This window comes from Lysinibacillus sp. CD3-6 (assembly GCF_006351725.2).
Lineage (GTDB): Bacteria > Bacillota > Bacilli > Bacillales_A > Planococcaceae > Lysinibacillus.
Map to the genome: position 1 here is coordinate 1,555,618 of NZ_CP085880.1, position 18,293 is coordinate 1,573,910.

Annotated in this window: 16 protein-coding genes and 1 riboswitch; of the genes, 13 read left to right on the forward strand and 3 right to left on the reverse strand. The window is 34.9% G+C overall.

Annotated elements, in window-relative coordinates; all coding sequences use genetic code 11:
- Positions 1-60 precede the first annotated feature (60 nt).
- Complete coding sequence (locus tag FH508_RS07370; RefSeq protein ID WP_173478364.1) at positions 61-729, reverse strand: MBL fold metallo-hydrolase; 669 nt, start codon at positions 727-729, stop codon at positions 61-63.
- On the reverse strand, positions 719-1,360 hold the full coding sequence (locus tag FH508_RS07375) for a TetR/AcrR family transcriptional regulator (protein ID WP_173478365.1): 642 nt from the start codon (positions 1,358-1,360) through the stop codon (positions 719-721). Before FH508_RS07375 ends, FH508_RS07370 begins: the two co-directional genes overlap by 11 nt.
- 652 nt (positions 1,361-2,012) lie before the next feature.
- On the opposite strand from FH508_RS07375, the gene isdC reads away from it, so the two are divergent.
- The 5 genes from isdC (at position 2,013) to FH508_RS07400 (ending at position 8,936) form a co-directional block, all read left to right on the forward strand.
- A complete protein-coding gene (gene isdC, locus FH508_RS07380; protein ID WP_173478366.1) occupies positions 2,013-2,639 on the forward strand; it encodes a heme uptake protein IsdC in 627 nt (208 codons plus the stop codon).
- Between the two features lie 72 nt (positions 2,640-2,711).
- A complete protein-coding gene (isdE, locus tag FH508_RS07385) occupies positions 2,712-3,635 on the forward strand; it encodes a heme ABC transporter substrate-binding protein IsdE (protein ID WP_173478367.1) in 924 nt (307 codons plus the stop codon).
- Positions 3,636-3,656: 21 nt separating this feature from the next.
- Positions 3,657-4,625 carry a FecCD family ABC transporter permease gene (locus tag FH508_RS07390; RefSeq protein ID WP_173478368.1) on the forward strand — a complete coding sequence of 323 codons (969 nt, stop codon included), beginning with the start codon at positions 3,657-3,659 and terminating at the stop codon, positions 4,623-4,625.
- A gap of 15 nt (positions 4,626-4,640) precedes the next feature.
- Complete coding sequence (locus tag FH508_RS07395) at positions 4,641-5,411, forward strand: ABC transporter ATP-binding protein (RefSeq protein ID WP_173478369.1); 771 nt, start codon at positions 4,641-4,643, stop codon at positions 5,409-5,411.
- Positions 5,412-5,771: 360 nt separating this feature from the next.
- Positions 5,772-8,936, forward strand: a complete 3,165-nt coding sequence (locus FH508_RS07400) for an NEAT domain-containing protein (protein WP_173478370.1) — start codon at positions 5,772-5,774, stop codon at positions 8,934-8,936.
- Positions 8,937-9,476: 540 nt separating this feature from the next.
- On the opposite strand, the gene FH508_RS07405 is transcribed toward FH508_RS07400, so the two are convergent.
- Complete coding sequence (locus FH508_RS07405) at positions 9,477-9,803, reverse strand: antibiotic biosynthesis monooxygenase (protein WP_173478371.1); 327 nt, start codon at positions 9,801-9,803, stop codon at positions 9,477-9,479.
- A gap of 217 nt (positions 9,804-10,020) precedes the next feature.
- Here FH508_RS07405 and FH508_RS07410 point away from each other — a divergent pair, with 217 nt between their 5' ends.
- The 8 genes from FH508_RS07410 (at position 10,021) to nrdF (ending at position 18,291) form a co-directional block, all read left to right on the forward strand.
- Complete coding sequence (locus tag FH508_RS07410) at positions 10,021-10,992, forward strand: ABC transporter substrate-binding protein (RefSeq protein ID WP_173478372.1); 972 nt, start codon at positions 10,021-10,023, stop codon at positions 10,990-10,992.
- A 23-nt stretch (positions 10,993-11,015) separates the two neighbouring features.
- Positions 11,016-12,044, forward strand: a complete 1,029-nt coding sequence (locus tag FH508_RS07415) for a FecCD family ABC transporter permease (protein ID WP_173478373.1) — start codon at positions 11,016-11,018, stop codon at positions 12,042-12,044.
- The gene (locus FH508_RS07420) at positions 12,031-12,825 is read left to right on the forward strand and encodes an ABC transporter ATP-binding protein (RefSeq protein WP_173478374.1); all 795 of its coding nucleotides are present in this window, start codon (positions 12,031-12,033) and stop codon (positions 12,823-12,825) included. Before FH508_RS07415 ends, FH508_RS07420 begins: the two co-directional genes overlap by 14 nt.
- A 77-nt stretch (positions 12,826-12,902) precedes the next feature.
- Positions 12,903-13,808 (forward strand): ferrochelatase, encoded by a 906-nt coding sequence (locus tag FH508_RS07425; protein ID WP_173478375.1) that lies wholly within the window; start codon positions 12,903-12,905, stop codon positions 13,806-13,808.
- Between the two features lie 560 nt (positions 13,809-14,368).
- Positions 14,369-14,545: riboswitch (cobalamin riboswitch) on the forward strand.
- Positions 14,546-14,664: 119 nt separating this feature from the next.
- Entirely contained in the window at positions 14,665-14,889 is a 225-nt protein-coding gene (locus FH508_RS07430; RefSeq protein WP_173478376.1) for a glutaredoxin family protein, read from the forward strand.
- Complete coding sequence (nrdI, locus tag FH508_RS07435) at positions 14,886-15,245, forward strand: class Ib ribonucleoside-diphosphate reductase assembly flavoprotein NrdI (RefSeq protein WP_173478377.1); 360 nt, start codon at positions 14,886-14,888, stop codon at positions 15,243-15,245. The genes FH508_RS07430 and nrdI overlap by 4 nt, the downstream gene beginning before the upstream one ends.
- Complete coding sequence (nrdE, locus tag FH508_RS07440) at positions 15,242-17,335, forward strand: class 1b ribonucleoside-diphosphate reductase subunit alpha (protein ID WP_173478378.1); 2,094 nt, start codon at positions 15,242-15,244, stop codon at positions 17,333-17,335. The genes nrdI and nrdE overlap by 4 nt, the downstream gene beginning before the upstream one ends.
- Positions 17,323-18,291 carry a class 1b ribonucleoside-diphosphate reductase subunit beta gene (gene nrdF / locus FH508_RS07445; protein WP_173478379.1) on the forward strand — a complete coding sequence of 323 codons (969 nt, stop codon included), beginning with the start codon at positions 17,323-17,325 and terminating at the stop codon, positions 18,289-18,291. The genes nrdE and nrdF overlap by 13 nt, the downstream gene beginning before the upstream one ends.
- Positions 18,292-18,293: the final 2 nt, after the last annotated feature.

Below are 18,293 nucleotides of genomic sequence, written 5' to 3' on the forward strand. Positions count from 1 at the left end.
ACAAAGAGAAGGAAAATGCCTCTAATTCGAGGCATTTTCCTTCTCTCCAATACTAGCTCTCTAATTTTTTGTCGCCTTTTGAATATATTCTGCTAGTTGTTCTGCAGGGCGAAATACCGTGTTTCCATGACACACTTCTAATCGCTCAGGTTTTAATTCTTTTACAATTAAACTACTCTGTAATACTTCATCCATATAGGGGGTGAACATTGGTGGATGAAGCTTTCCTTTTTTGGAGTTGAAAAGGTCACCTGCTAGCAGTACTTTATCGTTTTCATGGTAGTAAACAACGTGTCCTGGAGAATGACCAGGTGTTAAATATGGTGTTAGCCCCGCAATGGTTTGTAACTTTCCATTTGCACTCTTTGTGAGAGGTTGGGCTAATTGTTTAGGCAAGTTGTATTCAAGTTTCTTTCTTTTTGGATAAAGAACTGTACCTTCCATATAAGGTATTTCTAGATCGTGTGCGTATACAGGTACATTATTTTGAGTCAATAATATTTTCTGTATTGCACCTACATGATCTGAATGGCCATGTGTTAACAGAATCCTACGTAAAGGCCCAGCATTCAATTGCTTTATAAATTTGATAATTCCTTTTGCCATCATCGGCATTCCTGCATCTACTAAAGTGACCCCATCTTCCTCAATGACTATCCACACATGAATCGGAACAATCATCCACGATTTTAGGCTCCAAATATGCTCAGAGATTTTTTCAGCTTTCATTTTCATTTCCCCTTTGTAATTTTTCTTTAAAGCCTAAAAGAAGAATTTCAATTGCAAGATCAAAAGTTGGTGTTAATCTTTCCATTAGAACGTTAAGCGTTTCGTGTTGATACGAATAAGTGCTTAAAATGCCATTGAGGTTGAAGTAATAAATACGTGAAAAAGCTAATAATTGTTCTTCATTTGAAATAGCAAGACATTCCTGAATTATTTTTTTCATTATTTCAAAAATTTCAATTCGCAATCTATTAATCTCAAGTTTTGGATCCTCTTGATCTACTCTTGTAGACTTTGCATTGAAGAAAATATCATACAAATTTCGATTCTGTAGGCAAAAGTGAATATATTTAAGACTGATTTGTTTTAATTTGCTTTCTGAAGATAAAGTACTTACGTCCGAAAGATACAGAAATTGTTTGTGTAGCTCTTGCAAAGGAGGCATAGAGAGCTGATGTAATAACTCTTCCTTATCTTTAAAGTAAAGATAAATGGTTGTATGAGAACACCCTGCATCCTTCGCAATTGCTCGTATTGTCACTGAATCGTATCCTTTTTCGGAAAATAACCTGCCTGCTGATTCGACTATCTGCTTTTTTGTTTCTTCAGACCTTTCCGCGTGTTTACTTTTCATTATAGGACCTACTTTCTACGTTTACTAACCAATGGTTATATAATAACCATTGGTTAGTAAACTGTCAATAATTTATGGAAATCCAGATAAGTATTATTAAGAAGGGGATGTGATTTGATTAAATTTACGTTTAAATGGAAAAGCCAACAGAATGAGTAGTGGGGAGGAGGATAATAAAGCGTTCCGCTTTTTTGTGTGTGAATGTAATTATATATTTTTTAATTTAATAAAATGATAAAGTTATGGAGAAAAGCACTTTCAGCAATCGTTAGTTTACGGAGCAAATAAGAAAGAGGAATTTTCATAAAAAAAGAATTTTTTAATAACCAATATTCAAATGTAACAGCGCTTTTTCTTATAGCTATGAGAATTAATACACTTTTTGCTTGCTTGTAAGTTATATTGTGAAATCCGATTTTACTTATAAATTTATTAAGGAAAAATAATCTATTTTGTATTAGTATTGACAATTTAATTTATACATATTATTATTTATTTAATGATAATGATAATGATTATCATTATCATTAAATAATATGTCGAACACGCAGAATAAAAAGGGGTATTATTTAATATCCCTTTTTATTTACATAGTGTTGATAATGATTATCAATTGAAAGGAGGTTTTACTATCAAAAGGTTAGTTTCAGTAATGTTAATCGCATTATTAGCAATTTTTGTAACACCTTATTTAGATGCGTCTGCCGCACTTGCAGATGGGAAATACACAATTAATTATCAAGTGAATAAACCAGATTCTTCATCTGCTTCCATTGCAAATGATTATTTTTTAAAGCCTGCGACAATTATAGTTCAAAATGGCACTTCGGTCGTACAACTGAAGATGAAAAAAAGTGCGTGGATAACGAAATTTGCATCGAGTACAGGCGGTAATAAAGTCGTAAGCGAGAATAAGGCAGAGGATACTCGTATTGTCCAATTTGCATTACCTTCTTATACATCAAAAACGGCTGTTACGATGAAGGTGGATATTGATGACTTAAATTATCACCATGAATATACAGTAGATTTTGTGTGGGATGCAGCGTCTTTAAAAAATGAAGATGGTAGTGCAGTAACAGCTACAACAGTGCAAAATAACACTAACACGACTAAAAAAGAAGCTAATACTGGAGTAACAAATACTTCGACAGTAAAAGAAAAAGAAGCAAATCCTCAAACAAGTGATGCTTTTCCAATAGGTATACTTTTATTGTTCTGTGTTAGTGGATTTATCTTATTTAATTTTAAAAAACGAATGAAGGAAGAAATCAATTGAAATATTTCGGAAGCACCCTCATCTACTTCGCTAAGGTAGGAGTAGGGTGCTTTTTAAAAGGAGTGAATGACCATGATAAAAGCTACAAAAGTTAATTTTAATAAGTTACATATTGTGGCGCTATGTATTATTTTTGTCGTTCTTTCAGCATGTACTAGTTCAAATAAGGAAAAAGAAAATACGGTAGAAAAAGATAAAGAAGAAAATAATACAACGACTCAAGATGAAAATCGAATTATTCCAACGACAGTTGCAGTTGCTCACATTTTAGATGCACTAAATTTAGACGTCGTTGCTGTTCCTACGACTGTTTATGATTTACCTAAACGATATGAAGGTTTACCCGAGGTTGGTAGTCCGATGTCACCGGATATGGAAATTGTAAAATCTTTGAATCCAACAGAGGTCTTTTCAGTAACCACGTTGGAGACAGATTTAAAAAAGATATTTGATGAGGTTGGTATTAATGCCTCCTATGTAAATTTACAGAGCATTGATAATATGAAAGCTGCCATTTTAGAAATAGGGAAAAAGTATAATCGGAGTGATGTGGCAACAAAGTTAGTATCAGAGCTGGAAGGAAAGATTGCGGCCCTTCGAATGCAAATAGAATCAAAAGAATCCCCTAAAGTTTTAATTTTACTTGGTATTCCAGGTAGCTATTTGGTGGCAACAGAAAATTCGTATATTGGGGACCTAGTGAGAATGGCTGGAGGTCAAAATGTCATGAGCGGGCAAGAACCTGAGTATTTACCGTCTAATACGGAGTTTTTACAACAAAGTAATCCAGATATTATTATTCGTCTGGCACATGGATTGCCCGATCAAGTTGTGGAAATGTTTAATGAGGAATTTGCTACAAATGATATATGGAAGCATTTTGATGCAGTGAAAAACGGACGTGTATATGATTTAGAGGAACCTTTATTTGGAACAACAGCAACGCTTGCAGTACCTCAAGCACTTGAAGAACTGATTAACATTATGTATCCATAATGAGAAATGTAGAGGACTCAGATGAATAAAAAAATTAGTAGTTTTATAGTTGTAAGCATATTGCTTTTAGTTGTAATTATATATTCTGCAATCACAGGCTCTATTAAAATGGAGATTGCGGAATTTATTAGAGCCATATTTGGTGAAGAAAATTCAAATTACGCAGTTATTAAAGATTTACGGTTTCCACGGATTATCGTCGCAATTTTTGCAGGAGCAGGCTTATCAGTTGCTGGGGTATTATTGCAGGCAGTGATGCGTAATCCATTAGCTGATGCAGGTGTAATCGGTATTTCGGCAGGGGCGTCATTTGTACAATTATTAGTCATTACATTATTCCCAATGACGTTTTTCTTCACACCAATATTGGCTTTTTTTGGTGGAGCATTTGCTTGCTTTTTAGTATTTATGTTGTCGTGGAAATCAGGCTTAAATCCTTTGAAAATTATTTTAGTAGGTATTGCGATTAATGCGATGTTTACTGGTCTAACAGAAGCGTTTGTTACGCTATGTAGCTACATGAATATAATGGTTGGTGGAGCAGGGAGCTCTAATTTGTCAATGCGAACTTGGAGTGATGTACGTTTAATTTCATTTTATGGTGTTATCGGCTTACTCGCCTCCCTACTAATAGCTTCGTGGTGTAATTTATTGGCTTTACAAGACAAAACAGCAAAGAGCTTAGGCTTTAATGTGACACGTGCACGATTAATTATTGCAGCAATAGCGGTATTACTAGCGGCAATTTCAACTGCTACAGCAGGTGTTATTGCATTTGTTGGGTTATTAATTCCGCATATTTCAAGAAGATTAGTAGGTTCCGACCATAAATGGTTAATTCCATTTTCAGCAATAGCTGGTGCATTACTGATTTTGACTGCTGATACGTTAGGCAGAATAGTGGTTGCACCGTTAGAAGTACCAGCATCAACAATAATGGCCATAATCGGTGGGCCGTTCTTAATATTCTTAATCCGAAAAGATAAGTAAAGGGAGGTGAGTGCATTGAAAGTATCTCAAATCGAACTATCTTATGATCAGAAGAAAAATCATTTAGATGGAGTTACAACAACAATTGAAAAAGGAAAAATTACCACGATTATTGGCCCGAATGGTTGTGGGAAATCCACATTACTAAGTGTTATCTCCCGTAATAATATGCCACAAAAAGGATCAGTAACGTTAGAACAGAAAGATATTATGACGTACAAGGCAAAGGAATTTGCGAAAAAACTAGCGATTGTTTATCAACAAAACATCGTGCCGCAAGATATTACAATTGAAAAACTAGTTGCTTATGGACGTGTACCTCATCAACAAATGATGAAAAAAAATGTGGAAGAGGATGAGGCGGCAGTAAATTGGGCATTGGCAGCAACCAATTTAACACAAAAACGTACGAGTAAATTGGATGCCTTGTCAGGTGGTGAACGTCAGCGTGTTTGGATTGCAATGGCACTTGCTCAAAAATCATCCATTCTATGTTTAGATGAGCCAACAACATATTTAGATATTTTTTATCAAATCGAATTAATGGAGCTAGTGAAGAAATTAAACAAAGAAAATTCGTTAACAATTGTCATGGTGTTGCATGATATTAATCAAGCAATAAAATATAGTGACCATATAATTTTGATGAAAGACGGAAAAATTTTATATGAAGGCACACCTATAGAAACAGTAACAGCGGAACGTATGAAAGAAGTATATGGTGTAGAAGTCATTATTCAAAAGCATGAAAGTGTTGGTACGTATATGATGCCAGTAAGAATTTAGGGGTTTTTTAGACATATCATATTATGAATTACTTAATAAGCTACATTGTGCATCTCTTAATATTTTCCTTTGACCTTACTTTTTTAGAATATTAACAAAAAAGTTATCTCATAACATATATGCACTTTCTTGACAATAATAGTATGTGGGTTATAATAAATGAGAATGAGAATCATAATCAATTAAAAGAGTAGTATACTATCAAACATCCATGTAATAAATAGATGTTTTTTTATGAATTTTAATTGATATGAAAATTATTCGAGTTAAGGGATAGTATTAGAAAAATCTTTTAATACAAAGGAGGTAGAAACAACAAAGGTAGGTCAAAATATTTGGAAAAATCAGGAGGTCAGTGTATTGAAGAAATTTTTGCAATATGTAGCTATGGTAGTGCTGATGTTAGGTGCAATATTACCGAGCTTTGGAATGGAAGTAAGGGCGGAAGAAAATACCGTACCAAGTTGTGCAGTTAACTATTCAGCAAATATCAAAATTCTTAATGAACAACAAACAGCAGATTCAATGATGAATAGCTATGTTCAAAAAGAAGCTACTGTTAAACAAGAAAATGGTCTATATACAATAGACATTACGGTGCCACAAGCAAATACAACTTGGTATCAGGACTTTAAAGTTGAATCAAGTGGCGAATTAAAAGCAGCGATTAATAAAACAACAGATAGTAATGGTAACGATATTTACACATTCGTAGTTGACCAATTTGAGCAAACAATAAAAGCATGGGTCGATGTTTACATTCCGATGATAAATTATGATCATGACTATATTGTATATTTAAAAGTTGCCGATGTTACGGAAGTTAATCGTGTGTGTGAAGAAGCACCAGAACAACCAGGACAACCAGGACAACCAGAACAACCAGGACAACCAGAACAGCCAGGGGATAACACAGAAGAAGTTATCACAAAGAACGTTCCTTTCACATTTTTAACAAATAATAAGACATACGATACTTATTTTAAAAGCTATATTAACTATGCTGATTTAGCTACTGCTGGGTTAGAAAAATATGCATATATTAAACTAACAGGTCACACATATGCATTTACGACACTAAAAGTAGGCAGTGAAAATGGGGAAGACGTAGAAATCGCAAGCTCTGAAGGAGAAGGTAACTCATTAGTACGTGTTATCAAAGTAAAGTTAGATGCTGATTTAAAAGCAACAGTCATTATGTCAGGTGACAAATATCCAGCAACGCCTTTTACATTTGATTTTAAACCCGTAAAAGAAACTATTGTTTATTTACCAGAGCATTTTAACTCGAACAATCAAGTGATTGATTTTGGACTAACGCCTGTCAGCGCTGGTGCACCAGCTCATACAATAATCGCATCACTTTTAGGTCAAGCATATGCAACAAAAACAACAGACAATAAAATTGCTGTAACAATGAATTTAGTTGTAAATGATACGACGAAGGGCTTTTCTGTAAAACAAGGAAATAAAACAGTTGCAGAATGGGCAGCAGGAAGCACGAAAAGTGTAATTAAATTTACAGTTGATTCGTTAGAGAATTTAGCATTCACGTTAACAACTGAGCGAAATGGGTCTGCTTCGACAATGGGTACGACAGTTGAAAAAGTACTATTAACAGGTGAAATTGCTAAACAAGAGGATAATAGTTCAGAAGAAAATACCAACGGCAGTGAATCAGGTTCTGGGGAGAACAATAATAATTCAAATACCGGTGGCAATAACAATTCTAACACTGAAAACAATGAACAATCAACTAATGGGCTGTATACAGTAAACTTTACGTTTTTAAATGAATCAGGTACTGGTAGTTCTATTATGAACACATATGTAGATAATCAAGCATATGTCGTGAAAAATGGTTCCTCTTACCAGGTTCAATTAACATTAAAAAATAGTTCATGGATTACTGGATTTTCAGTGAATGGTGCAACACCTAGTACGATTAGCGATTCAAATGATATACGCGTAGTGCAATTTACAGTATCAAGTCTAACTGCGCTTCAAAATGCGTGGGTAAAAGTAGATATTGCCGATCTTAACTATCATCATGACTATAATGTTCTTTTGAAATTTGATGAAGCGTCACTTTCAAAGATTAATGATAGTACATCATTCCCAAGTACAGGTGGTTCATCTAATAGTGGTTCAACAAATGGTAATTCTACAAATGGTAGTTCGACTAATAACGGAACAAACACAGGTACTACTGGGAACTTTAGTCAAGAGGGGATAGCTAAATTTGAATTTGCTAACAATGCAAAAGAGATAGCTGTATTCCTACAAAAAGCAAAAACAGTATTTGAAAATAACAAATATAAGGTTACGCTTTCATTAAATATTGAAAATAACTTACAAAATTTTATTGTTAAACAGAATGGTAAAGAACTTGCGAAATGGTCAAATCAAGTAGCTTCATTAGTACCAGTTGCAATTGCAAAAACAACAACACTTTCATTTGAAGCGGATACACTGGATAATCTTGTTTTTGAGGCCGTAACGAAGGATAAGACAATTTCTTCAAATATCACAGCAACGACGACAAATACAAATACAATTGAAAAGAATAATCGACAGTCAATTACGTATAAAATGGTGGCTGATCCAAACGGAAATATGGCTGATTTTATTACAAACTATTTAGCACCATACTTTACGAAAGCTGAACTAGTGACGATAGACGGTAAACGTTATATTGAAATGACGCTAGTTGGTAAAGCGTATGGTTTTGAAACACTTGCATATATTGATGAAAATGGTAAACAACAAAATATCGAAGTGGTTAGTTCTACTGGTGAGAAAATGGATCAAGTACGAGTTGTTCGTTTACCATTAGTTCAAGATAGCAATGGAATTACGAAAATATTTATTGATTCAGGCAGTTTAGGTTATGGGGCGTACACATTATTCTTTACTTTTGATGTGCCAGCTTTAGATGAAGAAACAAATAACCCTAATAACCCTAATACTACTATCAAAAATCCTTTTGTAGATATCGATAATGTATTCAGTAAGGATGAAATTTTAGCTTTATATGCAGCTGGCATTACAACAGGTACAACAGCCACAACATTTAGCCCAAATAAAAATATCTCGCGTGCACAATTTGCAGTGATGATTGCTAGAGCTTTAAATATTCAATCAGCTAAAGCTACTGCTTTTAAGGACGTTAAAGGTCAGTGGTATGAACATGAGGTACAAGCACTGGCAGAGGTCGGTATTGTAACAGGTGTCAATGCAACGACATTTAACCCAACAGCAAATATTACACGTCAGCAAGCAGCTGCAATGATATTACGTATGCTGGAATATAAAGGATATAAAGTAACAGTTGATGAAAGTGCTTTAACGTATAAAGATGCTAATAAAGTATTTGACTACGCTAAACAAGCAGTTTCAGAACTGCAAGCACTAGATATTATGACGGGATCTAATGGTTATTTAAACCCACAAAGTAATTTAACACGTGCTCAAATGGCAAAAATTTTAAAACGCTCATTAGAATACGTCAATTTAATTGATTAATAATTTAAGTAAGTAAGGTACTATTACTATCCCTTAAGCTTTTTCTAAAGTTGGATGTGGTGACTACGCTTCTTAGCAGTTAAGTAGTTCCGCTATCGCTATAGAATCCTTCTCTAATAAAAAAATGCAATTCAAATTTAACTTGAATTGCATTTTTTAAACTATTAAACAGCCAACTATTATTAATGCAAGCTCGTCGTTTTTTAGTAATTTATGAGTTATTAATTGTATATGTTTAACTGAGAAGGGGCAGCGTTCTAAATATAAAATTTGGCCAAAAGGATGCTATCAAAAGTAAAAAATGCCTACTTTACATGGCTTTTAAAACTAATGACTTTGAAGAAGAACCCACAATAGTTTATTGTGGGTCGTTAGAAAAGAGAAATTTAAAAGCGTTCTTAAACGGATTGAGTTAGAAGTTTAACCTGTAACTCAATGAAAAAGCGTCTGAGAACGTAAAGTTTATATTCTTGTATTTTTACGAATAGCGTACTGTTAATTACTAAGATTAGTAGAGCCTTTTAAGATTCCTATATGAAATTACTTTATTAATGTAGCAGCAATTTCAGAAATCACAACCCGATTACCTATTATTGGGGATGCCTCACTGTTTTCTTTGTTCCCGATAGCTTCACGTCGGTGTAAATTTTTAAAGTCATCAGAATCACGCCAAGCCTTGAATTGCTCAACCGTATCCCAGAACATCATAACGTTCATTTCATCATGATCTTCTGGTTCTGAGCAAATGTTCACTTCAACTTTATTAAAGCCTTCCCAGTTCAATAAGTTTTTATCAGATATAAACAATGGTGCCATTTTATTTGCAAAGCCTTTTTTTACTAAAAAGCGGTTAGTAACTGTAATCATATTCATGACCCCTTTATAACAGTTTTAATTGATATTGATTTTCATTATCAATTAAAACATACATTAATTGGCTATGCAATAAAAAATTTAAAAAAACAACATTAAAAACGTTTGTTGACAATTTTTTTTATTTAAAATAGAATCATAAACAATGGTATGAGAATGATTATCAATTTCATTTCAATTTTTAAATAAAAAGAAAAGGTTGGTAGTTAACATGAAGAAGTTTAAATTTCTATTAGTAGGTGCGTTGGCATTATCATTAGCTGCATGTGGAGAAGAAAGTAAACAAGCGGAGACGGATTCTTCCAAAGATAAAGTAGAAATGGAACAACAAGTTGAATCAGGAGAGGCAGTAACATTCATAGATGACCTTGGAAATAAGCTTGAGTTTGAAGCAACACCGAGATCAGTCGCAACGTTAAATCCAGGAATGATGGACATTTTGCTTGCGCTAGGAGCAAATGTTACTGGACGACCTACGATTACAACAGAAATGAAGGAGGACGTAAAAGCTATTCAAGAAATAGGTAACCCACATGAACCGTCATTTGAGCAGATTGCTGCATTAAATGCGGAAATACTTATTGTCCCACCAAGCTTCCAGCAGTTCGCTACAACGGTAGAGGCTACTGGTACGAAAATTGTCTACTTGAACATGAATTCAGTAGATGATATTAAAAAAACAATTACTCAGTATGGTGAATTATTTAATAACACGGCAAAAGCCAATGAGTTAGTTGCACAAATTGATGAGAAAATTGCACAAGGCGCTACAGAATCAACGTTAGATGCCCTCATTGTTTATGGAGCACCAGGTACATATTTAGCAGCACTAGATAATTCGTTATACGGGGATATCTTAAAGAAAGCTGGAGGTAAAAATATCGCAGCCGATTTACCAGCTACAGAAAAGTTTCCCAGCTACGCGACTTTAAGTGTTGAAAAAATTGTGGAACGTAACCCAAAAGTAATTATGCTGATTACGCATTCAAATCCAGCGACAGTAAAAGAAGGGTTTGAAAAACAATTGAAAGAAAATGCAGCGTGGAAAAATTTAGATGCAGTAAAAAATAATCAGATTATCATTTTACCAGCAGAGCTGTTTGACAATCCTGGTACACAGGTTGTTGAAGCCATTGATTATATGCGAGAAGTTTTAAAGACAGCTGAAGAAGCTGTGAAATAATTCTTTTATAGCGGGGTATAACGATGATAATAGAAGAGGAAAAATATGCACACCCGCTTGCTAAAAAACGAAGAATGGCGTTAATTTTGTTACCAATACTTTTGGTCATAGTGAGTGTCGGTAGCCTTATGATTGGCCAAGTTTCGTTTTCAGTAAGTGAAGTGTTTAATGGAATTATTAGCTCAGAAGATACAATGGCACGGCGAATTGTGTGGGAAATCCGTATGCCCCGTATACTAACAGGTATGATAGTAGGCGTTTGTTTGGCTATTGCAGGTTCGATTTTACAAGGTGTTATGCAAAATCCATTAGCTGATCCCGGGGTTATAGGAATTACATCCGGCGCGGGCATTATGGCGGTGGCTGTAATGGTTGTTTTTCCTGGCTATATCATATATTTACCTATTGCAGCCTTTTTAGGCGCTTTTGTCGCCGCAATGATTGTGTATTCTTTATCGGTGAAAAAGGGTGGTACATCCCCAATGCGAATAATTTTAGTGGGTGTAGCCATTAATGCACTTTGTGGTGCAGGAACAAATGCACTTATGATTTTGTATAGCGATCGTGTACAATCTGTCCTACCATGGTTGTCGGGTGGCTTGACAGGTGTTGGTTGGGTGCAATTTAAAATGATTATTTACTATGTTCTTGTAGCACTTATATTTTCAATTTATGCAATTAAACATATTCGTATCATGCGTTTAGGAGATGAAATGGCAAGCCTTTTAGGGCACAATGTAGAACGCAGTCGATTCTTTTTAATTGCCTTAAGTACGTTATTGGCGGGAATTGCAGTAAGTGTTGCTGGTTTAATTGGGTTTGTAGGTTTAGTTGTACCACATATTTTGCGACTAATTATTGGTGGAGATCATAAATATTTACTACCTACTTCCGCGTTGGCTGGTGGCTTACTTGTTGTGTTTGCTGATACAATAGCGAGAACCGTATTTGATCCTATTGAGTTTCCTGTAGGCATTTTGCTAGCATTCGTTGGTGGACCGTATTTCCTTTATTTAATTCATAGAAAGGGGAATTCCATTGCTACGAACTGAGCACATACAGTATCAACATGAGTTCACTCAATTTCGATTAAATGATATTAACCTGAAAATTAATGAAGGGGAAGTTGTAAGTTTAATAGGTCCGAATGGCTCGGGGAAATCAACATTATTACGAGTAATATCACGTCTTTTAAAACCGAATAGTGGGACAGTTTTTTTAAATGAGCGTAATATTCATGAAATGAAGTCTAAAGAGGTAGCTAAAACACTAACAATGCTTCCGCAAATGAATAATCATCAATTAGATTTAACTGTGCGTGAGTTAGTAGAGTTTGGGCGTCATCCACATAGCGGAGGAAAGACGGTCCTGTCAAAAGAGGATAAAGAAATTGTTGATTGGGCGATTGACGTAACTAGACTGAAAGACTTACAAAATCGGGTACTACCTTCGATGTCTGGGGGTGAGCGTCAACGTGCTTGGATCGCAATGACTGTAGCACAGCATCCCAAAGTGTTGCTTCTAGATGAACCAACAACATATCTAGATATTGCACACCAATTAGAAGTGATGGAGCTTGTAAAAGAGTTAAATCAAAAATACAATATGACCGTTATAATGGTGTTACATGATATTAACCAAGCCGCACAAAATAGCGAACGTCTGATTGTATTAAAGAAAGGCAAAATCTATTACGATGATTCACCACATTGTGTATTATGTAAAGAAATGTTTCAATCAATTTTTGAAATAGATGCGGAAATTTATATGCAAGACGGAAATCCAATCTTTACGCCGATAAAATTGTGCTCAAGTTCTTGTGAAAAATCGTAGGCTATTTTTAAAAAGAAATTAGAACTAAAACTACAACACTATATACATTAATCTATTGAAGAAAAGGAGACTAAAAAATGATTGGTATAATTTATTACGCATATGGCGCACCGAAATCTTTAGACGATGTAACACCTTATTTTACACATATAATGAAAGGTAAAACACCACCACCTCATGTAATTGAAAATGTGATGGCACAATTTAAAAAATTAGGTGGTGTTGATCCACTAGCAGCAAATACGGGGCGTATTGCTAAAGGGCTGGAACATGCTTTACAGCAACGTGTAACAGAACCTGTAAAAGTATATAACGCATACAAACATACAGAACCTTATATTCCAGATGTTGTTAACACAATGCTTAGAGATGGTATTACAACTTTTATAACACTACCTGTAAATCCGATTATGTCTACAGGGGCAGCAGCGTTTCATGATGAAGTTAGTACGTTATTAGCTTCTCATGACGTTAAAGTTATCCATGCGAAAAATTGGCATTTAAATCATGATTTACTTGCTGTTTATAAAGACCGTGTTCAACGTGCATTTGAATGGATTCCTGCTGAAAAACGAGCACAGACGCATGTTTTATATACAGTCCATAGTCAGCCTATTGACCCTGAAAAAAACGAGCACTATGTGCGCCAGTTTTCCGAATTAGCCGAAGCCATTTCTAAAGAAGCACAAATTGCGAACTGGCATGTTACATATCGAAGTGGTCATGGGAAAGGTGACTGGCTAGGTCCAAATGTAAAAGATAAAATTAATTCATTGCAAGGCGAGGGTGCTCAAGGTATCGTCACATGTGAGCTTCTTTCACTTTCAGCGGATATTGAGTCGTATTTTGAAGTTGGAAATGAATGTCATCGATTGTGTGAGGAACTGCAAGTTGAATTTGCACAATCGGAGTTTCCAGGTGATAGCTATGATACCATTCAAGCTTTAGCTGCCATTGTCGAATCATTTATTCCCGCACAATAACTGAACAGGTTAATAAATTACGATTAACTATTGTAAAGTCTATATTGCCATCTGATGTCGATATTCCATTGATGTCAGATGGTTATTTGTTTTATATCAATATAGCGAACAGAATAGCCACGAATAAAAACACTTCATTCTAATCTGAACTAGCATAAATGATATCTAACAAACGGCAAATCTATTTTAATATTTTTTTGTGTGTATAATGAAAAATTGAATAGAAGTTATAGGGCTTACGATAGTGGCTAAAATATGATAACAGCTATAAAATTATATAAGTACATATTAAATATAATACGCAGTTTAATTTAGGCTTCAGTAGGTAGAATAATAATTGCTTAACATTTGATAAAGCTTTTCATGGAAAACCGTCTATCATTCTTTAGAACTATTGACGATATTATTAATTATACTAACCTAGCTAGTCATTTTTCATTTATTAACCGTTTGTTGTTCCTAAAGAAAATAGTGAAAAGTTACACTATAAAGAATTCGCTTTTCTTGATTTACTTTTTACTTGAAGGATGGTACACTTAATTGTGTTCAACAACAATATATTGTGTTAGTTTTATATAGGTACTACTATATGTAGTTTAATAGGGAAGTTCGGTATATCCGACGCTGTCCCCGCAACTGTTAAGCTGACGATGATTTAATCCACTGTGCATTCGTATGGGAAGGATATCAGAGAATGAAGCAAAGCCAGGAGACCTGCCTATAATAAAACAATTCAACCTTTCTTCGGGGAATAAGAAATGGGGACGTGACGATTTTTTTGTTTTTTTACGTTTCTAACTTAGGCTGTCTCTCCCAAGAGATAGCCTTTTTATATTATGAAAAGAGGGAATTTAAAATGAAACTTTATACGAAAACTATATGCCCAAAATGTCTTTGGGTCAAATCGGAATTACAACGTGCAGGACTTGAAGCAGAAATTGTGAATATTGATCACGATGAGCAAGCAAAACAAAAAATTATGGACGCAGGTTTTTTAAGTGTGCCTGTTCTTGAAGTAAATGACACATTTATAGGAGATGTTAAAGAAATTGTTTCTCAAATTGAGATGATTGCAATATGATCGTTTATGCTAGTCGTACAGGTAATGTGCGAAGTATTGTGACGAAATTAGATGGGGAATCTATTGAAATTTATGATGGATTGTTGCTGACTGAGCCCTTTCTATTAATTACATACACGGACGGCTTAGGTGATATTCCTGCAAAAGTAGCTCGCTTTTTAGAGCAAAACAAGGAATATTGCAAGGGAGTAGCTGTAAGTGGTAATAGTAATTTTGGGCACCATGTGTTTGGTGGAGCTGGCGAAAAAATTGCAGAAACCTACCAGGTCCCGCTAGTGCGTAAATTAGATTTACGTGGATATCAGGCTGATTATGAAGTAATACAAACGTTTTATGAAACGAGGGTGAAGGGATGAAAACATACTTAAAGCTTAATAATGAGGTGCTTAATCGCTATAGCACGACGGGTCAATTAGAGCTTGAAAAGGACCGTGAAGCAACACGCCGTTATTTTTTAGAATATGTAAATGTGCGTCTACGTTATTTTATTGATATTGAGGAGAAAATACGCTATTTAGTCGATGAAGGTTATTACGAGAAAGAGTTTATCGACATGTATGAGATAGATTTTATTAAACACTTATACAAAAAAGCATACGATTACAATTTCCGCTTCCCATCTTTTATGAGTGCAAGTAAATTTTACGATAGTTACGCAATGAAAAGTCGTGACGGGGAAGAAATTTTAGAAAAATATGAGGATCGTATTGTTATCATCGCTTTATATTTAGCACAAGGGAACACGGTTTTAGCAGAACGTTCCGTTGAAGCAATGATGGAGGCGTATCAACCAGCAACTCCAACCGCATTAAATAGTGGAAAAAAAGCGCGTGGCGAATTAGTAAGCTGCTTTAAACTTTCAATGGATGATTCTATGAATAGTATTGCTGAAAATATTGGTTATTGTTTAGAGCTATCACGCCTTGGCGGTGGAGTAGGGGTAAACTTAACAGATTTACGTCCATTAGGAGATCCAATTAAAGAAATTTTAAATCGTGCAAGTGGTGTGATTCCAGTTGCTAAACTTTTAGAAAATTCCTTCAGCTATTCCAATCAGCTTGGACAACGTAACGGCTCTGGCGTTGTCTACCTAAATATTTTCCATGCTGATATTGAGAATTTTATTTCATCGAAAAAGCCAAATGCTGATGATAAAATCCGACTTGCAACGCTATCAACAGGTATTATTATTCCAAGTATTTTCTTTGAACTGATGAAACGTGATAAAGATATTGTGTTGTTCAGTCCATATGATATTTATAAAGAATATGGGAAACGAATGTCTGAAATTTCCATTACAGAGATGTATTATGAGCTACTAGATAATCCTAATATCCGTAAGATTAAACGCTTGAATGCGCGCAGATTATATACAGAAGTGAAAAAAGCGCAATTTGAATCAGGCTATCCTTTCGAAATCTTTGATGATAATGTCAACGATGTACATCCACTCAAAAATATAGGTCGTGTAAAAATGTCGAACCTATGTACAGAAATTTTACAAGTACAAGAAACAAGTATCATTACTGACCAAAATGAATCAAATGAATACGGACTAGATGTATCGTGTAACTTAGGCTCAATTGATATACATGCCGCAAGTAAAGTAAGTGATTTTGGTACATTAGTAGATACAGCAATGCATCTTTTAACGAATGTGTCGCAAATGACGAACATCACGAATGTACCGCCTGTAGCTAAAGCCAATAAGTTAATGCATTCTGTAGGGCTTGGATGCATGAATCTGCATGGTCATCTTGTTACAGAAGGGATTATGTATGGCTCTAAAGATTCAATTGCTTTTATGGATAGCTTTATGGAAGCGATGAACTATTATTCACTTAAATCATCGATGGAGATTGCTAAGGAACGAGGCGAAACGTTCTACCGTTTTGAGGATAGTGATTATGCGTCAGGCGTTTATTTTGATCAATATGTTAATAAAATTGAAGAAGAGCTTTCACCAGTTGTATTAAAAGCATTAGGAAATATTCCAATCGTGACATCGAAAATGTGGGAAACATTAAAGCAGGATGTTATGGAATATGGTTTATTCCATTCTTATCGTCTAGCTATTGCACCAACTGGTAGTATTTCATATATTCGTAGCTGTACAGCTTCAATTGCACCAAGTACGGAGCGTGTAGAGGTGCGTGATTATGCGGATAGTCGAACAATTTATCCAATGCCACATTTAACAAATGACAACAGTCATTTATATGTGGAAGCATATGATGTGAATCCATATGATTTAATCGATTTATACGCAGCATCTCAAAAACACGTAGACCAAGGGATTTCGATGACGCTGTATGTCACGGATAACTGGACAACGGAACAGTTAGCAAAAATTTACATTTACGCTTGGGTAAAGGGAATTAAATCAGTTTATTATGTCCGTCAACGTTTGCAAAGCTTAGAGGAGTGTGTCGCATGTCAAATATAATTTACGAAGCGGTCAATTGGAATAAGTCAACGAGTGAACTCGCACAAGTATTTTGGGACCAACAATGGAAACAAATTTGGTTTCCAGAGGAAATTGCGGTAAGTAAGGATATTCAGCAGTGGAAAAACTTCGAACACCAAGATACGTATAAGAAAGTATTTGCAGGCTTAACATTACTTGATACAGTTCAAACGAATATTGGGATGAACCGTGTTGCTGCATATACATCGGACCTTCAAGAAAAGGCTGTTCTTACTGTATTTGATGCTTTTGAAGCAATTCATGCAAAATCTTATTCTTATATTTTCACAACGCTTTGTACAAATGAAGAAATTGACGCGCTATTTGAATGGGTTAAGAAAAACGAATACCTACAATATAAGGCAAATAAAATTGCGGATATTTATAATGGCATTGAAGAAGGGGATTCAGAAAGTTTATGGAAAGCGATGTTCTCGTCCGTAATGCTAGAATCGTTCCTATTCTACTCTGGTTTCTTCTATCCATTGTACTTAGGCGGACAGGGCTTTCTTCGCAATAGTGCAGAAATTATTTCCCTTATTTTACGTGACGAATCCATCCACGGTGTGGCTGTAGGCTTTTTCGCACAAAATTTATATAAGCAATTTTCGAAGGAAAAGCAAGAAGAGTTGACTTTATGGGGATATGAATTATTGCTGGATTTATATCAAAATGAAATGAATTATACAGAAGATATTTATGCAGAAACAGGGTTATCACCTGAAGTAAAAGCATATGTTCGCTATAATGCCAATAAAGCGTTAATGAATGTTGGTTTTGATCCAATGTTCCCTGAAGAAGAAGTGAATCCAATCGTAATGAATGGTATTCGCAATGAAGGTTCAACATATGACTTCTTTTCACAAAAGGGTTCTACTTACGCAAAAGCAAAAGTAGCGCCAATTACAGATGACACATTTAAATTTAATCGTTAAGG

What these genes read in the sequence shown, in the direction of transcription:
- FH508_RS07430 (WP_173478376.1), top strand. Translation starts at nt 14,665, where the DNA reads ATGAAACTTTATACGAAAACTATATGCCCAAAATGTCTTTGGGTCAAA.
- nrdI (WP_173478377.1), top strand. Translation starts at nt 14,886, where the DNA reads ATGATCGTTTATGCTAGTCGTACAGGTAATGTGCGAAGTATTGTGACG.
- isdC (WP_173478366.1), top strand. Translation starts at nt 2,013, where the DNA reads ATGTTAATCGCATTATTAGCAATTTTTGTAACACCTTATTTAGATGCG.
- FH508_RS07410 (WP_173478372.1), top strand. Translation starts at nt 10,021, where the DNA reads ATGAAGAAGTTTAAATTTCTATTAGTAGGTGCGTTGGCATTATCATTA.
- FH508_RS07405 (WP_173478371.1), bottom strand. Translation starts at nt 9,803, where the DNA reads ATGATTACAGTTACTAACCGCTTTTTAGTAAAAAAAGGCTTTGCAAAT.
- FH508_RS07415 (WP_173478373.1), top strand. Translation starts at nt 11,016, where the DNA reads ATGATAATAGAAGAGGAAAAATATGCACACCCGCTTGCTAAAAAACGA.
- isdE (WP_173478367.1), top strand. Translation starts at nt 2,712, where the DNA reads ATGATAAAAGCTACAAAAGTTAATTTTAATAAGTTACATATTGTGGCG.
- nrdF (WP_173478379.1), top strand. Translation starts at nt 17,323, where the DNA reads ATGTCAAATATAATTTACGAAGCGGTCAATTGGAATAAGTCAACGAGT.
- FH508_RS07425 (WP_173478375.1), top strand. Translation starts at nt 12,903, where the DNA reads ATGATTGGTATAATTTATTACGCATATGGCGCACCGAAATCTTTAGAC.
- nrdE (WP_173478378.1), top strand. Translation starts at nt 15,242, where the DNA reads ATGAAAACATACTTAAAGCTTAATAATGAGGTGCTTAATCGCTATAGC.
- FH508_RS07390 (WP_173478368.1), top strand. Translation starts at nt 3,657, where the DNA reads ATGAATAAAAAAATTAGTAGTTTTATAGTTGTAAGCATATTGCTTTTA.
- FH508_RS07375 (WP_173478365.1), bottom strand. Translation starts at nt 1,360, where the DNA reads ATGAAAAGTAAACACGCGGAAAGGTCTGAAGAAACAAAAAAGCAGATA.
- FH508_RS07370 (WP_173478364.1), bottom strand. Translation starts at nt 729, where the DNA reads ATGAAAGCTGAAAAAATCTCTGAGCATATTTGGAGCCTAAAATCGTGG.